Genomic DNA, 19,985 nt, shown 5'->3' with positions numbered 1-19,985 from the left:
TGGTGGCTCCCGGCCCGGACGTGGCGGACGTCCGCCGCACGGGGGAACAACGCATCGAAGGGCCGTCAAGTTGAGTAAGAGCGCTGACATCTCGCGTCGCAGAGCCATGTTCGCCGGAGCCGCCACCGGACTGTCCGGCGTCGCCCTCGGGGCGAGTGCGAGCCCCGCCGTCGCGGCCGAGGGTGACACCCCCTTGGACTGGTTCAACGTCAAGGACTACGGCGCGGCCGGGAACAACGCGGGAGACGACACCGCCGCCATCCAGGCGGCCATCGACGCCGCGGCGGCCAAAGGCGGAACCGTCTACTTCCCCATCGGCCGCTACATCGTCAAGCCCACGGCCACCGGCCCCGCTCTGACGATCACCGGCGACGGGGTACGCCTGGTCGGCGCCGGCAGCAAGGCCGCGACGCTGGTGAAGGGGGCGCCGGGCCTCGTCCTGCGCATAGCGGGCATCCGGACCGACTCCAAGGGCGAGAAGCACCGCCGGTACTGCTCGATCCAGGACCTCGGCTTCGACGGCAACGGCCGCACCGGCGTACTCCTCGAGCTGTACTACGCGAACAACTGCTACTTCCGCGACGTCTTCATGACGAGCAACAACGACATATGCATCGACGCGGTGGAGTTCTGGGACTCCCGCTTCTACAACCTCGTCATCGAAAAATCCACCGGTCCCGCCGACAGCAAGGCCCACCCCAACATCTGGCTGCGCAATGCCTCGGCCACCAGCGGCTGGGGCTACAGCGAGGACAACAACAATCAGATCCACTTCACCGGCTGCCGCCTGGAAGGCTTCGGAACCGGCGCCCTGTGGATCACCGAAGGCGTCGTGAAGGGCCAGAACCCCAACGGCATCTACATCACGGACTGCAAGTTCGAGAGCTCGTACATGCAGGGTGGACCCCACATCAAGGTGGACGCCTCGTGCAAGCACATCCACGCCCGTAACATCTACGCCTTCGCGGGCAAGTTCGCCCAGGACTACACCCCCAAGGCCCAGACCATCATCAACTGGGCGCCCCGAGCCAGCTCCCTGCAGGACGTCCTGATCGCCAACGGCTCCGTCGCCACCGTCAGCTCCGGCGTGGAACTCTACTCAGGCCCCGGCTCGACCGCGGTCCTGAGCAACGTCGTAGGCCTGTACGGCACCGCCCCCACCGGCGCCCACATCTGGTACGCGACCAGCACCGGCGACTTCCGCGTGGAGAACTCCTACGGCGACGTCGGGGTCCAGGCCCAGGGCAGCATCCCCGCCAAAAACCAGCCCAACCCCCCGCTGCGCCTCGTCGCCGGCCCCGTCAGCGACGCCTCCTTCACCCGTCCCCCCGCAGACGGAACCCTCGCCGTCGACACCACCAACAAACGCCTCTACGTCAGGCTCGGCGGCACCTGGTCCTGGTCCCCCCTCAACACCTGACAGACATCCCGCCTCTCTGCCTCCCGCCCGGCAGCGCCCCTGTGCTGCCGGGCGGGAGACGCATGAGAGGACAGCGGTGCCGATCAGCTCTCGCTGAACACGCCGTGCGGAGCTCCGAGAGCCCGTGGCGTTCAGGGGCGAAGGGGAACCACTCCTGCACGCCCGAACCGGACCGAATCGTTCTTACAGGCTTGTTGGGGACCACCGAGGGTGTGTGCTCGGTCCCATCGCCTTGCCGTCCTGACGTCGGCCAGTGAGTCTGGACTGGTGCCAGGACAAGGGAAGAGAAGGCGGCGTCATGAGGCCGAGAGTCAGCGGCTCGCCGCTCGCACCGCGCCGGAGGCGGGGCGGTGGGAAGTGGTCGTTGAGACTCGGGACCAGGCGGAGATGCGTACGCGGTTGCGCCGCCTTCGGGAGACAGGAGTCGACGGGTCGATGATCCGGGTCGACACGCTGTGCGGGCGCCGGGCGCTGCCGACCACCTACCGGCTGAGCCGGTTCGTGACGGACCCCGGGTGGGAGCCCGAGCGCGAGCACACTGATCAGTGACCGTGTGGCAGGTGGGGGCGGGTGGACGGACGCGGCGTGGGGGCGAAGAGAGCCCCTGTCGCCGCGGGTGGGTGGGCGTGGTCGCACGATGCTTCGCCCGCCTCAAGCAGTTCCGGGCCCTCGTGACCAGGTTCGACAGACTCGCCGGTCGCCACCGGCCCGGGATCGTCCTGGCGGCTCTGATCCTGCGGCTCCACGAACCCCCTGGGTGATCATTTGTCAGGCAGGTCCTAGGCCGGTTCCGCGCCGACCGGCGGGACCGTCGCGCCCTCGCCGGAGCGGACGGCTTCGACCACGCTCTGATGGAAGGAGCGGCTCTCCTCCTCGGAGGGGCACGGCACCGGACTGCCGGTGAGAGTGAACCAGTCCGAGGAGCCGCTGTACTGCACGGCCACCGATGCCTGCCCGTCGGACCAGGTCGTATGGATCGTGAGGTCGCCGCTGAGGATGCCCGCCTCCTCGGTGCGCACTCCGCCGGTTCCCGCGTAGACGCCGCTGGTCGTCCACGATGCCCAGTTCATGACGGTCACCTCTCGGACGATGACGAGTCTGTCCAGCCCGCTGACTCCTTCCGAGTATGGCACCGCCGAACGGACTACGCACGGATGTGCGAGGGGCCGGGCCGCAGCCGCGTCCCTCAGGCGCGTTCCAGCATTCCGCGCACGTAGGCGGCCTGGCCGGCGTGCTGCAGATCATCGGCGATGACGCTGATCAGCCGGGCGCCCAGCGTCACCGGCGGTGACCAGTTCTCGTCGACGACGCGGTCGAGCGCGTGGCCCTCGAGTCCCGTGACGAAGCTCAGGGTCCGCTCCTGCACGGCGTCGAAGTAGCCGAGGAGCAGGTCGGCGGAGTCCACGCGGACGGCGGCGACCTCGTCGGGGCTCTGTCCGTAGCCGGTCGCCGCCGCATCGAACGGGAGTGCGAAACGGTCGGCCCAGCCCTCGGTGAGCCAGATCTGCCCGGTCCCGGCGGCTTCGGCGATGTGGTCGTCCTGGACGCGCGTGAGGTGCCAGACCAGCCAGGAGATCGGGTTCGCCTCCGGGTCGACGCGGGCGTCGAGGTCGTCGGGGGCGAGCCCTTCGACGGCGGCGTGGACCGCTTCCCCGATCCGCTCGAACGCTTCGGCCAGCATGTCTGCGGTGTTCATCCGCCCACCTTGGCCCCGCCGGCCCGCGGTGCCGGGTTGCGACACACCGCCGGGGCGGCGGGGAGACCGGGAGGCCGTCCTCACGCCCCGCGGCGCAGGCCGTGCAGCCAGTCGGTCAGCAGGCGGTTGACCTCGTCGGGGCGTTCCTGCTGGATCCAGTGGCCGCAGCCGTCGAGGATGTGGGCGGCGGACAGGGCGGGGAGGGTCTTCGGGTAGGCGGCGATGGCGTCGGACATCCAGGTGGTGGAGGCGTCCAGGGCGCCGCCGATGAAGATCGAGGGCTGGGTGAGGGGCGCTCCGTCCCAGGCGGCGAGGTCCTCCCAGTCCCGGTCGACGTTGCGGTAGCGGTTGAGCGCGCCGCTCAGGCCGGTGCGCTCGAACTCCTCCGCGTAGACGTCGAGGTCCCGCTCGGTGAGCCAGCCGGGCAGCCTCCCGATGGGGAACCGGTCGGCCATGCGCGCGCCCGGCGGCACGAAGAAGAGGCCGGGGTGGTCGCCGGAGAGGGGGGCGTCGCCGGAGAGGCCGGCGTAGAAGCCGGTGAGCCAGCCGCGTACGTCCGGTTCGATCTCGGCCTCGGCCCGGCCGGGGGCCTGGAAGTAGCTGACGTAGAACTCCTCCTCGCCTCCGACGGCGGCGAAACCCTCGGTGGGGCGGGGGCCGCCCCGGGGGGCGTAGGGGACGCTGAGGAGCCCCACGGCCGTGAAGATGTCGGGCCGGAGCAGGGCGCTGTTCGCGGCGATGGGCGAGCCCCAGTCGTGTCCGACGACCGTGGCGGTCTCCTCGCCGAGCGCGTGGACGACGGCGGTGTTGTCGGCGACGTGGGCGAGCATGCGGTAGGCCTCGGCGGCGGCGGGCGCGGAGGAGCGCCCGTAGCCGCGTACGTCGATGGCGACGGCCCGGTGTCCGGCGGCGGCCAGGGCGGGGAGCTGGTGGCGCCAGGAGTACCAGGACTCGGGGAAGCCGTGGACGAGCAGGACCAGGGGGCCGTCACCCTGCTCGACGCAGTGGATCCGGCCGCCGGGGACGTCGACCGTTCGGTGGGTCGCGCCGGGCAGGACGGTGGAAGGCCGGCCGACGCGGCCCGTGGCCGGGGCGGGTACGGGGGTGGGCTCGGGCATCGTTCCTCCTGGGGCGCCCCTGGACGGGCTGTCGTGACGTTTCGGAGGGCGGGCCGGGGGCCCGGCCCGCCCGGTCACGATCATTCGGCCGCCGCCCCGCCCGGACAAGGATTTTTGCCGGCCCGGCAAAGGGCGGGGCGGTTCAGACGAGGAGGTTCAGCAGGTGGGCGCAGGCGGCGGCCTCGTCCGGGTGGCGGGTGAGGACGTCGTACGTCCCCCGCTCGAACGCCCCGGTCTCCCAGCCGCCGTCCGGCCCCCGCCGGACGAAGAGGAAGTCCGTCGGGGTGGGAGCGGGCTCGTGGACGCCCTCGATCCAGTAGTAACCGCCGGGGATGTGCGCCTCGACGAGTGCGGTGTGCAGGGCCCGGCGGTCCATGGGCTACGCCCCCGCGGGCGTCAGGTAGCCGTGGTCCAGCAGCCACTTCACATGGAGCCGCTGCCCCTCGCCCGGGTCGAGGAAGACGGCGTCGAGCTTGATCTGCTGACCGCCGCCGGGCTGTTCGAACCACGGGGCGATGGCGCCCTGCCAGACCCAGAACGGCTTGGCGACCTTGTAGACGCGGTAGTCGCACGGGGTGTCCGCGTCCCGGGTGTTGAGGTTCTGCGGAGGCAGTGCGCGCTCGGCGTAGGCGTCGCCCGCCGGGGCCAGGTAGCCGCCGTACTCCGAGCCGAAGCGGTCCAGGCGCTGGCCGGCGCGGAGTTTGACGGGCTCCTTGTCGATCGTGCCGTTCACCTCGGCGAAGCCGTCGTTGGGCGGGTACTTCCAGCTGCCGGTGTCCGCGGGCCCCTCCCAGTACTTCTTGAGGAAGTCCCCGGGTGTGAGGTCGCCGGTGCGCTGGTAGCCCTTCAGGAGCGGGCCTACCGGCGCGAGCCGCTTGCCGGGCAGCCACTTGGGGCCGAGGCGGGCGTCGTCGCGGAACTCCCCGGTGCAGGGTTCGTGGCGTTCGGCGGCGGGCGCGGGGCGGGCGGACGCCGGGGCCGCGCCCACCGCCGGAGCGGAGATCAGCCCGGCGGTGATGCCGAGCGCGGCGAGTACGGTGCTGACACGGTTCATTCAGGAGTCTCCCGGGGCGCTGACGATCGATCAGGACGGTTGACGTAGGGTAACCGCTCCATCACGTGGCGGATTGGCGCCGAGCCGTTTTCCGGCCATCGGGAACAGTGGCCCGGACCCTGTCCAGCGACGCGCCCGCGTCAGGAGCGGGGTGCGAACGGCCGCTGTCCCCGGCGCTCGCACGGGCGCTCGCGCGCTCCCCGCGCGGCCGCCCGTGCGGAGCCGGTCATCCCCGGTCGTCGGCGTACCGGACGGCGACCCGTTCGAAGCCGAGGGAGCCGAGCAGACCCTTCAGCATCGCGGCGGTGTTCTTCTCGGCGCGCGCGGTCAGCCCGCTCTCCTTCGCCGCCTCCGCGATGTGGCGGGCGGCGAGCTTGTTGACCGCCTGCTCACTGCCGGGGTTGTCGGAGAAGAAGTCGCCCAGGCGGTCCAGCAGGCCCCGCTGCTTGGAGACCGCGTACGAACGGTCGGGGTCGAGGGACGGTTTGCCCAGTACGGCGCGAGGCAGGCGGATTTCGGCTTCGGTGCGGTCCTCGTTCACCACGACGCCGTCCTCGGTGATCCTGCCGAGGTCCACCGAGGCGTCGACCGTGCCGGCCCCCACGAACAGGGTGCGGGTGCCGCGCAGGGCGTCGGGGACGAACCTGGTGTCCTTCTCCAGGTCGACGACGACCTGGAAGTTGCCGGAGGCGGCCTCGTACGCGCTCATGTCCTGGATCGACTGGAGCACGGCGGGGCCCGACCGGTCGTGGGTCTCCTCGCCGAAGAGGCCGTCGAGCCCCGGCAGCAGGCTCAGCCTGCTGCCGGCGAAGAGCAGGGCCAGTACGGCCGCACCGGCGCCGAGGGCCTTCAGCCACCCCCGGGAGGGGCGGGCGTGACGTTTTTCGCCGCCGTGCGGCGCGGGCTCTGGGGTTCCGTCGCTGGACGTCATGGACTGCGTTTGACCCGAACCCGCTGCTTTCAGTCCGACTCACCCCACCTCTCGGCCGAACTCCCTTACGGGAGGGCCCTCTTCCGGTACGGACCGGCGGACGCCCCGTCCCGGCGCCGGTACGGGAGGGGCCCCGGCGGTCGGTGTGCTCAGGGCGGCGAGGGCTCCACCCGTACGCGGTCGCTCTCGCCGTCGGAGAGGAACGACGCCATCTCCCTCCCCTCCTCCGCGACGGCGGCGCGATCGGTCCGGGAGAAGGAACGCAGCGGCTCCACGGTGACGACCCCCCGGGCGACCCGCCAGGTGGCGGACGCCCGGCCGTCCACCAGCACCACGCGCTCACCGGCGACCGAGAGGCCGCGGTGCTCGTCGTCGATGATCCGACCGCGGTCCCGGTAGCCGAGGACCGCGTTGTCGAAGGCCGGCAGGAAGCGGACGGGTGCAGGGGTGTCCGGGTCCGGGCGCGGCGCGTCGGGCAGGTCGAGCAGTTCCCGGCCCCGCTCGTCGCGGAAGCTGACCAACTCCTCGCGGACCTCGGCCACCGCGCCGGGGAGCCCTGCCAGTCCGGACCAGGCACGCAGGTCGGCCGTGGCGGCGGGCCCGTAGGCGGCCAGGTAGCGCCGGACCAGCGCCCGGCCGGCCGGGTCGGAACCGTCGGGGGCGGGCGGGTCGACCGGACGGCCGAGCCAGGAGGAGAGGGCGACGTTGCGCACACCGCCCTTCGTCCGCCACAGCCCCCGGGGCGGGGCCTGGGCCATCGGGACGAGGGCGGCGACCACCATCTCGCCCAGGGGGCGGGGGCCCGGTCCGGGCCAGCGCCCGGCGAGCTCCCGCACGATCTCGGCCGCCGTACGGGGCTGCCCGTCCGCCGTCAACTCCCTTGCGTCGGCCGCGAGTCCGTCGAGGTCGATCCCCTTCAGCTCGTCCCGGTAGACCCCGAGCACGCGTTGGCGCAGCATCGTGTCGTGGCGGGACCGCCAGGCGAGGACGTCCTCGGCGGTGACGAGATGGACCGTGCGGCGCATCAGATGGGTACGCACCACGCGCCGTCCGGTCAGCAGGTCCGAGAGGGCGGCCGCCTCGAAGCCGGCCAGCCGTGACCGGAGCCCGACGAAGGGCTCCTGCGGTTCCTGCGCCTGGAGCCCGCAGAGGTGGGCCACCGCGTCCGCGACCGGCAGGGCGGCCCGCTCCAGCAGCAACTGCCGGGCGAGCGTGGCCCGGTTGAGCGCCCGGTCGTCGAGGACGGTCACCATGTCGCCTCCTCCTCGTCCGATGGCCCGGGGTCAGCTCGCCCGCCGTCCGTCGAGCGTCTCGCGCAGGATGTCGGCGTGTCCGGCGTGCTGGGCGGTCTCGATGATCATGTGGGTCAGCACCCGCCGTACGCTCCACTCGCCTCCAGGCTCCTCCCAGGGCGCCTCGGGGAGCGGGTGGGCCGCCGAGAGGTCGGGCACGGCGAGAATGACCTTCTCGGTTCGGGCGGCCGCCTCTTCGTACGCCCGGAGGGCTCCGGCCAGCGTCTCACCCGGTTGCATCCGGAACCCCTTCTCATGGTCGATCATCCACTGCGGGTACGTGTGTGCCGTGCCGGCCACGATGTCGTCCCAGGTGACGCCTTCGGGCAGGGTGTAGTCCATCGCGGAAGGGCCCTGGGCGACGAAGTTCAGCCAGTTCTCCTCCATGGCCGTGACGTGTTTGACGAGGCCGCCCAGGCACAGGGTGCTGACCGTCGGTGTCTCACCGGCCTGGGCGTCGTCGATTCCTTCGACCGAGCGGAGGAGCGCGGCCCGCGCGGTGGCGAGGGCGGCGAGCAGGTCGTTGCGCTCGGCGTCGGGGGCCGGGGAGGCGGCGGGCGGGGTCGTGGTCATCGGGGTCCTTCCGGTGGTTCTCGTCGTGCGGTACGGCTCCACCTTCGCAAGGGAAGAGGCCAGGGTGTGGCCTCTTCTCCGCGCCATACTGGCCCCATGCCGAAGACTTCCGCGCGACTGCTGGCTCTGCTCTCCCTGCTCCAGGCGCGCCGGGACTGGCCGGGCCGGCTGCTGGCCGAGCGGCTGGAGGTCAGCCCGCGCACGGTGCGGCGCGATGTGGACCGGTTGCGGGAACTGGGTTATCCCATCGCGGCGTTCAAGGGGCCCGAGGGCGGCTACCGGCTGGACGCGGGCGCCAGCCTGCCGCCGTTGCTGTTCGACGACGATCAGGCCGTCGCCCTCGCCGTGGCGCTGCGGACCGCCGCCGCGACCGGTGCGGGGATCGGGGAGGCCGCGGCCCGCGCGCTCGCCACCGTCCGGCAGGTGATGCCCGCCCGGTTGCGCCATCGTGTCGACGCCCTGAGGGTCACCTCCGTCGAGCGGGCCGGCGGGCCGCCGCGGCCGCAGGCCGATCCCCGCGTTCTGCTCGCCCTCAGCTCGGCGGTGCACGCGGGCGAGGTGCTGCGTTTCGGCTACTCCCCCGCGTACGCCCCGCCGGCCGGCGACACCGCCGGGGCCGACGCCCCGGTGCGACGGGTGGAGCCGCACCACCTGGTGACCTGGGGCGGGCGCTGGTACCTCGTCGCCTGGGACCTGGATCGCGAGGACTGGCGGACCTTTCGCGTGGACCGGATCGATCCGCGCACCCCCACCGGGCCCCGCTTCCCGCCGCGCGAGCTGCCCGGGGGCGACGTGGCGGCCTTCGTCTCCGCCCGCTTCCAGGGGTCCGAGGAGCCCGGCGCCTGGCCCTGCCGGGGCGAGGTGGTCCTGGGCGCCCCGGCCCGCGAGGTGGCGGGCCACGTCCGCAACGGGATCGTCGCGGAGCACGGTGCGGGGCGCTGCCGGGTGGTCCTGGGCGCCTGGTCGTGGGCGGGGCTGGCCGCGGAGCTCGGCAGGTTCGACGTGGACATCGAGGTCGTCGGGCCGGACGAGCTCAGGGACGCCTTCGCCCAGCTGGCCCGGCGTTGCGCCGCCGCGGCGGAGGGAGGGGGGCCGCCGTCGCCCCGGGCGGCGGCGGGGGCGCCCGGCCGAGGACCGGGGTGATCAGCCACCGGACGAGGGCCGTCGCGCGTCACCCGTACCGGCGGGGCTCCGTACGATCGCTGCCGGGATCACCAGGAAGACGCGGAACAGCACCGGGAGCCGGTCGAGCGGGGTGGCGCGCCTCGATCCGCACCGGAAGGCGGCGGCAGCACGGTCGGTCGGCGCCTCCGCCCCCGGCCGCCGCTCTCAGGAGCCGTCTCAGCGGCGGCGGAGGCGGTCGAGCAGCGTGCGGGCGCTCCTCGGGGCGGGGGCGTGCCGCCCGTCCCCGTCCGGGCCGCCGGGCTCCGGGCCGCGGGAGAGGCGCTTCGTCCCCGCGGTCCGCGCGGGGGCCGTGGCGGTGGGCGCCGGCTTCAGCCGCGCCCGCAGTCCGGTTCCGGTACGGGCGGCTGCCGGCCGGGGGCCCGGTCCGGCGGCGGGCTCCGCGGCGGCCCCGCCTTCGGTCCCTGCGCCCGCGGGGCGTTCCGCCTCGGTCCCCCGCTCGGCCACCGGCTTTCCCGGCGCGTCCGGAACGCCCGTGTCGTCCGTGTAGACGTAGTAGCGGTGGCTGATCCGGCGGCCCAGGAGGAAGTATCCGAGCAGCGCGCCCGCGGTGTTCAGGATGACGTCGTCGATGTCGAAGGCGCGCCCCGCGACCAGGGCCCCCTGGATCAGTTCGACGACGGCCATGACGAGGGCCGTCAGCAGCGTGGTGCGGATCATCCTCAGGCGGCGCGGCACGAAGAACGGCAGCAGGAGCCCGAACGGGACGCCCAGCAGCAGGTTGCCGCCCGCCTGTTTGCAGGCGGCGAGGAAGGTGTAGTCCTCCGCGTACTGACGCAGCGAACGGCCGGGGCGGAGATTCGAGGTGACCAGGTCCTCGGAGGCCGGCGACGGTGTGAGCGTCACCTTGGCCAGCAGGACGGAGAACGCCACCATCCCCAGCAGCGCCACCACCAGGACGACCCCGCGTACCAGTACTCGCACCCATGTCCCCCGGCGCGCGGGGGGATTCGCCTCTGCTGTCATGGCCGACGGATGCCCCCGCCCGGCCGGAACACACCCCGGCCGGTGCGGGGAGCGGAAAACTCGTCCGGCTCTCCGCGCCTGCGTGCGACGATGTGCCCATGAGCACCGAGGAGAACACGAGTACCGGCACGAAGAGGGAGCTGTTGGACGCGACCGACCGGTTGCGCGAGGACGGCCGGCCCGAGGAGGCGCGCGAGCGGCTGCTCGCCCTGACCGCCGCGTACCCGGACGATGCGGAGGTGGCCTGCCGGACAGCGTGGGTCCACGACGCGCTGGGCCTGGAATCGGAGGCGGTCCCCTACTACGAGCGCGCCCTGAGCGCTCCGGGCCTCCCGGCGGAGGACCGGCGCGGGGCGCTCTTGGGGCTGGGCAGTACGTACCGGGTCCTCGGCCGGTACGGGCAGGCGGTGGAGACGCTGCGTCGGGGGGTCGAGGAGTTCCCGGACGACGGGGCGCTGCGGACGTTCCTGGCGATGGCCCTCTTCAACACGGAGGAGCACCACGAGGCCATGCGGCTGCTGCTGGAGCTGACGGCGGCGACCAGCCAGGACCCGTACGTCCAGCGGTACCGGCGGGCGATCGAGCACTACGCCAAGGATCTCGACGAGACCGTGTGAGCCGTCCGGGCGTCAGGAGCGGGGCGGCGCGCCGCCGTGCGATCGGCCGTCCCGGCGGGAAACGGGGAAGCCCCGGCCGGATCGGGGGAATCCAGCCGGGGCGGCTTGTGTGCGGGTGCGAAGGGCGGTCGCCTCTCGGCGGGGGGCTCCAGGAGACTTCGGCGGTGCGATCTTCCTCCTGGGCCACAGGTGAGGCCCGGGGACACTGTCCCCTCACACCCACGTATAGATGAACGATAAACCATCCTGGAGTGTTCCCGGAAACGCGGCCGTCGTGATCCACGGCACGCGCACCCCGGCTCCCCGGCCGGGGCTCGTCCGCTCAGCCGCCGAGCTTCCCGCCCCCGCCGTAGCGGCGGTGGAACCGCTCGACGCGGCCCGCCGTATCGAGCACCTGGTGGCTGCCGGTGAAGAACGGGTGGCTCGCGGAAGAGGTCTCCACGTCGATGACGGGGTAGCTGCCGCCGTCCTCCCAGACCACGCGTTCGCCGGAGTCGGCGGTCGAGCGGGTCAGGAAGGCGGCGCCGGCGGCGCGGTCACGGAAGACGACGGGGCGGGAGACGGGGTGGATACGGGGCTTCATGGATGCGTTCCTTCCTCACCGCGGGCCGACGGACCGACGGTGGCGCACTGAGGGGTGGGGGTCCGCCGCGCGGTCAGCGGACCTCGCGGAACAGGACGTGCCGCCCGGCGGCGGAGTCGAACTTGCGGAGCTCCAGCCGATCGGGGTTGTTGCGGCGGTTCTTGCGTGTCGCGTAGCTCCGGCCCGTTCCGGCGGTGGACCGGAGGGTGACGACGGGCCTGATCTCACTGCGCGCCATGAGCGCCTCCCGATGTCTCGTACGATCCCGCCCCTCTTGATAGGAATGGGATTCGTTTTCGTTCTGGTGAGGTAACGCGCCCCGCGCACTCCGCATTCCCCCTCCGCGCGCCCCTCCGAGCAGCCGCTCAACTCCCGCTAAACGTAAGCCTGTTCGGGCGGACTCCTTCGCGTCCAGCCTCTGGCATATGCCACAAGCAACATCGCCCCGAGTCTCGCCGAATCCCTTACGGTCCGTCGCGGGCTGTGCCACAGTCGGTACCGGCCCACCTGTCGGAACCGGCTAGGCCGCGCCTGTATCGGAGTACGAGATGCCGTCCCCCCTCTTCGCGGACCGCCCCGCGCCACGGCTTCCCGCACATGACGCCGTCGACGCCCTGATCCAGCGGACGCGTCGGCTGCGCGGGGACGTGGACGCCGTGCGGCGCGACGCCGTCCTCTTCGACGAGGACGATCCGCAGCGGCGCCGGCAGCGCGCCCTGTGCGAGCTGGCCGTGCACCACCTGGACCACCTGGACGAGAACCTGGGGCGGCTGAGGGCCGGCCTGCCCGGAGGGGACGCCGGGGGCCCGCCGCCCGAGACCGGGGCGGCTCCGGACGCACCGGACGCCTGCTCCCCGCCGGGCCGGGTGGGCAGCGCCGAGTGGAACCTCCTGACCGACGAGTGCACCTGGTCGGACGAGCTGTACGAGATCTTCGGCAGGCCCCTCGGATCCGCCCCCCTCTCGCTCGACGACCTGCCGTCCGTACTGCTGCCCGAGGACCAGCCGCTGCTGACGTCCATGGTCACCGGCTGCCTGGTCGACGGCCGGCCGATGGACGGTGAGTTCCGCATCGTGCGCCCCGACGGACGCACCTGCACCCTGCGCATGACGGGCGAACCGGTCCTCGACGCCGAGGGCTGCACCGCTTCGATGTGGGCGGTGCTGCGGGACGTCAGCGAGCTGCGGCGCGGTGGGCGAGCCGTGGACCGCGACGGGGCCTCGACACGCCACGCGGAGCACATCGAGCGCACCGAGCACCGCCTGGCCGCGGAACTCAGGGAAACGGTCCTTCCCCCCTGGCGCGGCTCACTGCGCCTCCCCCGGCAGGGCCGGGTCGGCCTGGACATCGCCGCGCACCACCTCCCTTCCGAGTCGGGCGGGCACGTCGGCGGCGACTGGTACGACGCGATGGAGCTCCCGGACGGGCGCACCCTCCTCACCGTCGGCGGCCTCACCGGGCACGGCGTCCCCGCCACCTCGGCGATGGCGATGGTGCTGGGAGCTCTGCGCGGCATGGCCGTCGCCGGCATCGGACCGGGCACGCTGATGGGCCACCTGGACCAGGTGCTGGAGACGTCGCTCCAGCCCGCCCTGGGCAGCGCCCTGTGCTGTCGCTTCGACCCCGGGACCTCCCTTCTCTCCTGGGCGCAGGCCGGACACCCCGCACCGCTGCTCTTCCGGAACGGTTCGGGAGGGGCCCTGCCGACGCCGGACGGTGTGCCGCTCGGCTCCTCGCCCTCCGCCTCGTACGGGCAGGACGAGGTGCGGCTGTTCCCCGGTGACGTGCTCGTCCTGCACACCGAGGGGCTGGTCCGGGGCTGCGTCCGGGGTGCGGGCCCGGAGGCGCTGCTCGCCCTCGCCCCCCGGTTCGCCCGGGCCCGTACGGCACAGGAGTGCGTCCGGAGCCTCGTCGAGGTGTTCGGCGGGGCCGGGCGCCTGGACGACGCGTGCGTGCTGGTCGCCCGCGCAGGGGCGTGAGGAGGCACGGTAGCGACAGGGTGTGAGGGAGCGGGGACCGGCGCGGCGCCGGGTCAGATCTCGGCGCCCCCGGCCTTCTTCCGGCTCGGCGGCATCGAGTGCTCGATCTGTTCGCGCAGGGCCTGGACGCCCGGGTGTCCGGCGAACCGGCCGGTGAGCCGGTACATCTCGCGGAGCCGGTCCCAGGTGCGGTGCGAGGAGGTCTCCCCCATGGACACCAGCGCGAGCCGCGCGTACCGGTCCGCCTGCTCGGGGTCGTTGGCGATGAAGCAGGCCGAGGCCAGGGAGATGTAGTCGAAGATCTTCGAACGCTGGCGGTCGGTGGCCCGCAGCTCCAGCGCCTGCTTGGCGTGGCGCTGGGCGACGACCGCGGCGCTGCGGTCGTGCTCGGCCAGAGTGCGGAAGGCCAGCGCCTGCATGCCGTGCAGATCGGCCTCGTCGAACATCTGCATCCAACTGGGCGCGGGCACATCGCCCTTGTCCGAGGTGAACAGCTCCTCGGCCTCGCCCAGGGTGCGCCGCATGGCCTGTCCGCGGCCCATCGACGCCTGCGCCCATGCCTCGATGGTGCGCAGCATGGCCTGCGTCCGGGGCAGGGTCTCGTCGCCGGAGCCGGAGGTGGCGAGCTTCATCAGGTCGAGCGCGTCGTCCGGTCGGCCCAGGTGCACCATCTGGCGTGCCGCGCGGGAGAGCGCCTCTCCGGCGCGCGGCCGGTCACCGCCCTCTCGCGCCGCGTGGGCGGCGATCACGAAGTACTTCTGAGCGGTGGGCTCCAGGCCCACGTCGTGGGACATCCAGCCCGCCAGGACGGCGAGGTTGGCGGCCACGCCCCACAGGCGGCGCTGGAGATGGTCGGGGTGGCGGTAGGCGAGCATGCCGCCCACCTCGTTGAGCTGGCCCACGACCGCCTTGCGCTGGAGTCCTCCGCCCCGGGAGGCGTCCCAGGCGCGGAACACCTCGACCGAGTGCTCCAGGGCCTCGATCTCCTCGGAGCCGACCGGCGCCGCCTCGTACCGGTCGAGACCGGCGGGGTCGGCGTGCGCCGGAGTGTTGGCGCGTGGAGCGTCGGCCGCTGGAGCGGGTGCGTTGCGCAGCCAGTCGTACAGGGGGCCGGCGATGGTTGATCCGGCGGTGAGCGCGGCGCCCGCACTCACCAAACCGCGTCGGTTGAGCATGAGGTCCATTCCCGTGAATTCGGTGAGGACCGCTGCCGTCCGCTCGGGCGCCCACGGCAGTTGATCGGGATCGTTCTCCGTCCCGGAGTCACGCCGTTTCCCCGCACGCCCGCGTCGACCGAACCCGAGGTCCTCGATGGTCACGACACGGCCGAGCCGCTCGGTGAACAGAGCCGCCAGCACTGCGGGCACGGGATCACGGGGGGATTCCCCCATGTCGATCCAGCGCCTGACTCGCGAGGTGTCGGTGGCCAGCTGCGGGTGGCCCATGGCCGCCGCCTGCCGGTTCACCATTCTCGCGAGTTCGCCCTTGGACCAGCCGGCCAGGCCGAACAGGTCAGAAAGGCGGGTGTTGGGTTCTCCGGTCACGTCAAGCCCCCAGGTTCTCGGCTGACTTGACACTAACCCCTGGTCAGACGCGCCGTGACTATTCGCCAGGGTTCGCCAGGGTCCGCCAGATGGTCTGCCACCCGTGACCCGTTGTCAGGTAGGAGTGCGCCACCCCGCCCGGCAGCCCTCGGTACTCCCCAGGGTGCCGACCGGCCGTCGGCCGGGTTGGCGCACGTACCTTGTCGGCGCACGAAGGGATCTGTCTCGCCCATGTACACAGCATCGTCCTCCGTGTCCGCCCCACCCCGTCCGCTCCGCCCGATGGGCGCGAGCGGCGGGCCCTATCTCGCTCCTCACGCCGGCGCACCGGCGCAGGGCCCGGGCCGGGCCCGGCGGGCCGCGGGGCCGGGCGCCGGACCGCTCAGCGGAAGGATCGACCTGTCCGGGCCGCAGGGGGCGCAGGTGCGGATGGCGATCGCCTCCGTGCAGCGGGTCTGCCCCGAGTTCAACCCGGTCCAGGTGCTGCGCCGCAGCGGCCGCTCGGTCCTGATCGTGGGGACGACCGGGCGGGCCACCGCCGTGGCGAAGTGTTTACTGGACCATTCACCGGCGTGGACCGAGCGGTTCCGGCACGAAATAGCGGCGTACCGCGCGTTCGTCCGGCACCGCCCCCCGGTGCGGGCGCCCCGGCTGATCGCGGCGGACCCGGAGAACTGCACGCTGGTGATCGAGCGGACCCCCGGCCGGGTCGCCGCCCTCACCCGGCATCCGGCGGAGGCGCCGCCGCGCGCCGACATCCGTGCCGTGCTGGGCGCGATCAGCCGGGTGAACGCCTGGCGGCCGCCGCCCGGGGTGTTCGAGGCGCCGCTCGACTACGCCTCGCGGATCGCGCGCTACCACGAGCTGGGCCTGTTCACCGACCGTGACTTCGACGACCTCCAGAAGCTGTTGCACGGCCTGGCCCACGCGGGCGGTCGGCAGGGCATGGGGCAGTTCTGCCACGGGGACGCCCTGCTCTCCAACATCCTGCTGTCACCGACCGGTCCCGTGCTCGTGGACTGGGAGCACGCCGGCTGGTATCTCCCCGGCTACGACCTGGCGACCCTGTGGACGGTGCTGGGCGACGCCCCGGCGGCCCGGCGCCAGATCAGCCAGCTGGCCCAGTCCAGGGGGCCGGCCGCGCGGGACGCGTTCCTGGTGAACCTGATGCTGGTGCTGACCCGCGAGATCCGTCATTACGAGACGGCGGTCCAGCGCACCATGCGCGAGGCCCCCCCGGCGGGCGCCGGACCCGAGCGTCCCGGCGCGCTCTCCTCGGGCGAGGAGCAGCGGCTGCTGCTGCGCAGGCTCCACGACGACTGCGCGATGGCACGGCGGGCTGTACGGGCGGCGGTCGGCACCCGCTGAGGCGGGACCGCGGGGGCCGGGGCGGGACGGCGGGAGCTCCGGGACGGGACGAGAAGAACGGGACGGGCCCAGGGCCCGTCCCCCGAAGACCGCAGTGACCAGACCACTGTGAAAGTGCAGCGCGCTGCGGGACCGGTGCCGACACACCGGATCCCGCGGCGCGCTGTCGTGCGTTCCGTGACGGAGCGCGGACCGTGCGTCGTTCCGGGGTGCTCCACGGGTGAGGCCCGCCACGAGACCCACGTCACCTACGACCGCGGGTAGTGGGCGCGAGAGCCCCCGGGCGGCGTAAAGAACCCTCCTTTTGGCTCACAAATTGGACATAACACGATGAAGAGTAGTAAAGGCGGTCATTGCTTCCTATGCCCGTGCCCGCTAACCATGGATCCCGGCAGGCACCGAGTACGAGCCGCCGTCGACCGCCCACCGGCGGACGCGGCCCGCACGACCCGGTTGCCGCCGACGCGGCGCGAAGGCCGCGAAGCCCGTCCCCCATAGGAAGAGCTCACGCATGCCCCGCATCTCCACCCTGCGCATCACCCGCTCGCACAAGATCGCCACCGCCGTGCTCGTCGCGGCCGGTTCCGTCACCGCCATAGCCGCCACCGGCGGTCCGAGCGAAGCGCAGACCTCCGCGGTCCGGTCCTCCGTCTCCGTGGAGCCGGTCGCCGCGGCGGGCATCCCCACGGCGAAGGACGCGGCCGAGAAGGCCGCGGAGCAGAAGGCCGCCGAGGCCGCCGCCGCGAAGAAGGCCGCCGCCCGGAGCGCCGCCGAACAGGCGCGTTCCGAGAAGCAGGCCGCCAACCGCTCCACGGAGCGCAAGGCCATCACGCCGAAGAAGTTCGCGAACAACCTCGACGGCTGGATCCGCGAGTCGCTCGACATCATGAAGAAGAAGAACATCCCCGGTACCTACGAGGGGCTGCACCGCAACATCATGCGCGAGTCCAGCGGCAACCCGAACGCCGTCAACGACTGGGACATCAACGCGCGCAACGGCATCCCCTCCAAGGGCCTCCTCCAGGTGATCCAGCCCACCTTCGACGCCTACCACGTCAAGGGCACCCCGAAGAAGCTCACCGACCCGGTCGCCAACATCACGGCCGCCGCGAACTACGCCGCCGACCGGTACGGCTCGATCGACAACGTCGACTCCGCCTACTGAGTCACCCCGGGGCCGCCTGCGGCAGGCCCCCGCACGACCGCCTTCCGAGCACGCACACGCGATCCAATGATGATGTGACTAATCGCCGTCGTGCGTGCTCCGTATGGCCGAAGGGTAGTGCTGCGCGGACACCACCGGTCCGCGTGCTTCCCGCGCGGAGGCTTCTGGAAAGGCCTGACGCACATGGCACAGCCCTTCTCACTGCCGGACTTCTACGTCCCGTATCCGGCCAGGCTCAACCCTCATGTGGAGACGGCGCGCACGCACACCCGGCAGTGGGCTCGCTCCATGGGGATGCTGGAGGGGTCCGGCATCTGGGAGGAGGAGGACCTGGAGGCGCACGACTACGCCCTCCTGTGCGCCTACACCCACCCCGACTGCTCGGCCGAGGCGCTCAGCCTGGTCACCGACTGGTACGTGTGGGTCTTCTTCTTCGACGACCACTTCCTGGAACTGTTCAAGCGCACGCCCGACCGGGAGGGCGGCAAGCGGTACCTGGACCGGCTGCCCGCCTTCATGCCCATGGAGCGCGGGGCGGCGACGCCCGAGCCGGAGAACCCCGTCGAGGCGGGGCTCGCCGATCTGTGGGCCCGGACGGTCCCCGCGATGACGGACGGCTGGCGGGCCCGGTTCGCGGAGGCCACGGAGAACCTCCTCAACGAGTCCCTGTGGGAGCTGTCCAACATCGACGAGGGCCGCATCGCCAACCCCGTCGAGTACATCGAGATGCGCCGCAAGGTGGGCGGCGCGCCCTGGTCCGCCGGTCTGGTGGAGTACGCGGCCGACGCCGAGGTACCGGCCGAGGTCGCCGCCTCCCGGCCGCTGCGGGTGCTGCGGGACGCCTTCTCCGACGCGGTGCACCTGCGCAACGACCTCTTCTCCTACCAGCGCGAGGTGGAGGACGAGGGGGAGAACAGCAACGGCGTGCTGGTCCTGGAGAAGTTCCTCGGCTGCTCCACGCAGGAGGCCGCCGAGGCCGTCAACGACCTGCTGACCTCACGCCTCCAGCAGTTCGAGAACACCGCCCTGACCGAACTCGGCCCACTCTGCGCCGAGAAGGGGCTGGGCCCCGCCCAGACCGCCGCCGTACTGGCCTACGCCAAGGGGCTCCAGGACTGGCAGTCCGGCGGCCACGAGTGGCACATGCGCTCCAGCCGCTACATGAACGGCGGCGGCGCGGGCGAGGCCGTGCCCGGCTTCGGCATGTCCGCCGCCTCCCTCAGGTTCACCCTCCGCTCGGAGACCGCGCGGGCCCGCAGCCACAGCCACGTGCCCTTCCAGCACGTGGGCCCCTCGCTGATCCCGGACTTCGACCTGCCCTTCACCACCACGCTGAGCCCCCACCTGGAGGGGGCGCGCGTCCGGGTCGTCGACTGGGCACGGCGGATGGGCATCCTGGAGGCCCAGCCGGGCGTGCCGGGTTCGCACATCTGGGACGAGGAGCGGATCCGCGCGATCGACCTGCCGTTGTGCGCGGCGGGCATCCATCCGGACGCGACCCCGGACGGGCTGGACCTGTCCTCGGGGTGGCTGGCCTGGGGCACGTACGGGGACGACTGGTTCCCGGTCGTGCACGGGCGGACCAGGGACCTGGCGGGGGCGCGGCTGGCGAACGAGCGGCTGTCGCTGTTCATGCCGCTGGACGGCGAGGGGACGCCGGAGCCGGTGAACGCCCTGGAGCGGAGTCTGGGTGATCTGTGGAGCAGGACGGCCGGCCCGATGGACGCGGGCGCGCGGCGCACCTTCCGCACCGCCATCGAGACGATGACCGCGAGCTGGCTGTGGGAGCTGGCGAACCAGGCGCAGAACCGCGTCCCCGATCCGGTGGACTACGTGGAGATGCGGCGGGCGACGTTCGGCTCGGACCTGACCATGAGCCTGTGCCGGCTGGGGCACGGCAGAAGGGTTCCGGACGAGGTCTACCGCAGTGGCCCCATGCGGTCCCTGGAGAACGCGGCGGCGGACTACGCGTGCCTCCTCAACGACCTGTTCTCGTACCAGAAGGAGATCGAGTACGAGGGCGAGGTGCACAACGGCGTCCTGGTCGTGCAGAACTTCTTCGGCGTGGACTATCCGACGGGCGTGGCGATCGTGCACGACCTGATGAACGCGCGGCTGCGGCAGTTCCGGCATGTCGCCGAGGTCGAACTGCCCGTGATGTACGACGACTTCGGCCTGGGCGCCGAGGCGCGGGAGACGCTGGCGGGCTATGTGCGGGAGCTGGAGCACTGGCTGGCGGGCATTTTGATCTGGCACCGGGGCTGCCGCCGCTACCGTGAGGAGGATCTGCGCCAGGTCCACGGTGCGCCCTGGCATCTGGGCGGACCCACGGGGCTCGGCACGTCGGCGGCGCAGATCACCCGGCTGATGGCGCCCCTGGCGGGCAGCACCGCCCCGTAGGGCGTTGTCGTGTCTCCGGGCCCCGCCGCGGGGCCCGGAGGCCCGGCTGCGGGGAGGAGGGTCCGCCGGGAGGCCCCCCCCCCGGCGGGCCGTGGCC

19 protein-coding genes and 1 pseudogene are annotated in these 19,985 nt (G+C 72.6%); 8 read left to right on the top strand and 12 right to left on the bottom strand.

What is annotated here, in order from left to right; all coding sequences use genetic code 11:
• The first annotated feature begins 70 nt into the window (after nucleotides 1–70).
• On the top strand, nucleotides 71–1,420 hold the full coding sequence (locus ACH4K1_RS25580) for a glycosyl hydrolase family 28-related protein (RefSeq protein ID WP_398091805.1): 1,350 nt from the start codon (nucleotides 71–73) through the stop codon (nucleotides 1,418–1,420).
• 626 nt (nucleotides 1,421–2,046) lie between these two features.
• Nucleotides 2,047–2,181: pseudogene (locus ACH4K1_RS25575) on the top strand (IS5/IS1182 family transposase); the annotation flags it as partial.
• Nucleotides 2,182–2,199: 18 nt separating this feature from the next.
• Here the strand turns inward: ACH4K1_RS25575 and ACH4K1_RS25570 are convergent.
• The 8 genes from ACH4K1_RS25570 to ACH4K1_RS25535 form a co-directional block, all read right to left on the bottom strand.
• Nucleotides 2,200–2,490, bottom strand: a complete 291-nt coding sequence (locus ACH4K1_RS25570) for a hypothetical protein (RefSeq protein WP_073770909.1) — start codon at nucleotides 2,488–2,490, stop codon at nucleotides 2,200–2,202.
• A 116-nt stretch (nucleotides 2,491–2,606) separates the two neighbouring features.
• Entirely contained in the window at nucleotides 2,607–3,116 is a 510-nt protein-coding gene (locus tag ACH4K1_RS25565; protein WP_398091804.1) for a DUF664 domain-containing protein, read from the bottom strand.
• A gap of 80 nt (nucleotides 3,117–3,196) precedes the next feature.
• Entirely contained in the window at nucleotides 3,197–4,234 is a 1,038-nt protein-coding gene (locus ACH4K1_RS25560; protein WP_398091803.1) for an alpha/beta fold hydrolase, read from the bottom strand.
• Between the two features lie 142 nt (nucleotides 4,235–4,376).
• Nucleotides 4,377–4,610, bottom strand: coding sequence for a hypothetical protein (locus ACH4K1_RS25555; protein ID WP_398091802.1), 234 nt, complete (start codon nucleotides 4,608–4,610; stop codon nucleotides 4,377–4,379).
• Between the two features lie 3 nt (nucleotides 4,611–4,613).
• Nucleotides 4,614–5,288 carry a TNT domain-containing protein gene (locus ACH4K1_RS25550; RefSeq protein ID WP_398091801.1) on the bottom strand — a complete coding sequence of 225 codons (675 nt, stop codon included), beginning with the start codon at nucleotides 5,286–5,288 and terminating at the stop codon, nucleotides 4,614–4,616.
• Nucleotides 5,289–5,514: 226 nt separating this feature from the next.
• On the bottom strand, nucleotides 5,515–6,219 hold the full coding sequence (locus ACH4K1_RS25545; RefSeq protein WP_398091800.1) for a DUF4230 domain-containing protein: 705 nt from the start codon (nucleotides 6,217–6,219) through the stop codon (nucleotides 5,515–5,517).
• Nucleotides 6,220–6,368: 149 nt separating this feature from the next.
• The gene (locus ACH4K1_RS25540) at nucleotides 6,369–7,469 is read right to left on the bottom strand and encodes a winged helix DNA-binding domain-containing protein (protein ID WP_398091960.1); all 1,101 of its coding nucleotides are present in this window, start codon (nucleotides 7,467–7,469) and stop codon (nucleotides 6,369–6,371) included.
• Between the two features lie 33 nt (nucleotides 7,470–7,502).
• Complete coding sequence (locus ACH4K1_RS25535) at nucleotides 7,503–8,084, bottom strand: DinB family protein (RefSeq protein ID WP_398091799.1); 582 nt, start codon at nucleotides 8,082–8,084, stop codon at nucleotides 7,503–7,505.
• A 96-nt stretch (nucleotides 8,085–8,180) separates the two neighbouring features.
• Here ACH4K1_RS25535 and ACH4K1_RS25530 point away from each other — a divergent pair, with 96 nt between their 5' ends.
• Nucleotides 8,181–9,227, top strand: coding sequence for a helix-turn-helix transcriptional regulator (locus ACH4K1_RS25530; protein ID WP_398091798.1), 1,047 nt, complete (start codon nucleotides 8,181–8,183; stop codon nucleotides 9,225–9,227).
• A 198-nt stretch (nucleotides 9,228–9,425) separates the two neighbouring features.
• Here the strand turns inward: ACH4K1_RS25530 and ACH4K1_RS25525 are convergent, their stop codons facing one another.
• Nucleotides 9,426–10,232, bottom strand: coding sequence for a VanZ family protein (locus ACH4K1_RS25525; RefSeq protein WP_398091797.1), 807 nt, complete (start codon nucleotides 10,230–10,232; stop codon nucleotides 9,426–9,428).
• Between the two features lie 98 nt (nucleotides 10,233–10,330).
• On the opposite strand from ACH4K1_RS25525, the gene ACH4K1_RS25520 reads away from it, so the two are divergent.
• Entirely contained in the window at nucleotides 10,331–10,849 is a 519-nt protein-coding gene (locus ACH4K1_RS25520) for a tetratricopeptide repeat protein (protein WP_398091796.1), read from the top strand.
• Nucleotides 10,850–11,171: 322 nt separating this feature from the next.
• Here the strand turns inward: ACH4K1_RS25520 and ACH4K1_RS25515 are convergent, their stop codons facing one another.
• Together ACH4K1_RS25515 and rpmG are read right to left on the bottom strand one after the other, a co-directional pair.
• Nucleotides 11,172–11,432 carry a type B 50S ribosomal protein L31 gene (locus ACH4K1_RS25515; RefSeq protein ID WP_398091795.1) on the bottom strand — a complete coding sequence of 87 codons (261 nt, stop codon included), beginning with the start codon at nucleotides 11,430–11,432 and terminating at the stop codon, nucleotides 11,172–11,174.
• Nucleotides 11,433–11,505: 73 nt separating this feature from the next.
• The gene (gene rpmG, locus ACH4K1_RS25510; protein ID WP_073770921.1) at nucleotides 11,506–11,670 is read right to left on the bottom strand and encodes a 50S ribosomal protein L33; all 165 of its coding nucleotides are present in this window, start codon (nucleotides 11,668–11,670) and stop codon (nucleotides 11,506–11,508) included.
• Nucleotides 11,671–11,980: 310 nt separating this feature from the next.
• On the opposite strand from rpmG, the gene ACH4K1_RS25505 reads away from it, so the two are divergent.
• Complete coding sequence (locus ACH4K1_RS25505; protein ID WP_398091794.1) at nucleotides 11,981–13,411, top strand: PP2C family protein-serine/threonine phosphatase; 1,431 nt, start codon at nucleotides 11,981–11,983, stop codon at nucleotides 13,409–13,411.
• 53 nt (nucleotides 13,412–13,464) lie between these two features.
• On the opposite strand, the gene ACH4K1_RS25500 is transcribed toward ACH4K1_RS25505, so the two are convergent.
• Nucleotides 13,465–14,955 (bottom strand): hypothetical protein, encoded by a 1,491-nt coding sequence (locus ACH4K1_RS25500; RefSeq protein ID WP_398091792.1) that lies wholly within the window; start codon nucleotides 14,953–14,955, stop codon nucleotides 13,465–13,467.
• 231 nt (nucleotides 14,956–15,186) lie between these two features.
• Here ACH4K1_RS25500 and ACH4K1_RS25495 point away from each other — a divergent pair, with 231 nt between their 5' ends.
• The 3 genes from ACH4K1_RS25495 (at nucleotide 15,187) to ACH4K1_RS25485 (ending at nucleotide 19,888) form a co-directional block, all read left to right on the top strand.
• Complete coding sequence (locus tag ACH4K1_RS25495; protein WP_228992835.1) at nucleotides 15,187–16,323, top strand: aminoglycoside phosphotransferase family protein; 1,137 nt, start codon at nucleotides 15,187–15,189, stop codon at nucleotides 16,321–16,323.
• Nucleotides 16,324–16,834: 511 nt separating this feature from the next.
• Complete coding sequence (locus ACH4K1_RS25490; RefSeq protein WP_228992836.1) at nucleotides 16,835–17,488, top strand: transglycosylase SLT domain-containing protein; 654 nt, start codon at nucleotides 16,835–16,837, stop codon at nucleotides 17,486–17,488.
• Between the two features lie 183 nt (nucleotides 17,489–17,671).
• Nucleotides 17,672–19,888: a germacradienol/geosmin synthase gene (locus tag ACH4K1_RS25485; protein ID WP_398091790.1), complete on the top strand. Its 2,217-nt coding sequence runs from the start codon at nucleotides 17,672–17,674 to the stop codon at nucleotides 19,886–19,888.
• Nucleotides 19,889–19,985: the final 97 nt, after the last annotated feature.

The sequence above is a fragment of the Streptomyces sp. NPDC017448 genome (assembly GCF_044330565.1).
Classification (GTDB): Bacteria; Actinomycetota; Actinomycetes; order Streptomycetales; family Streptomycetaceae; genus Streptomyces.
Note: the sequence above shows the minus strand (reverse complement) of the source record. Positions and strands in the feature narration are given on the sequence as shown.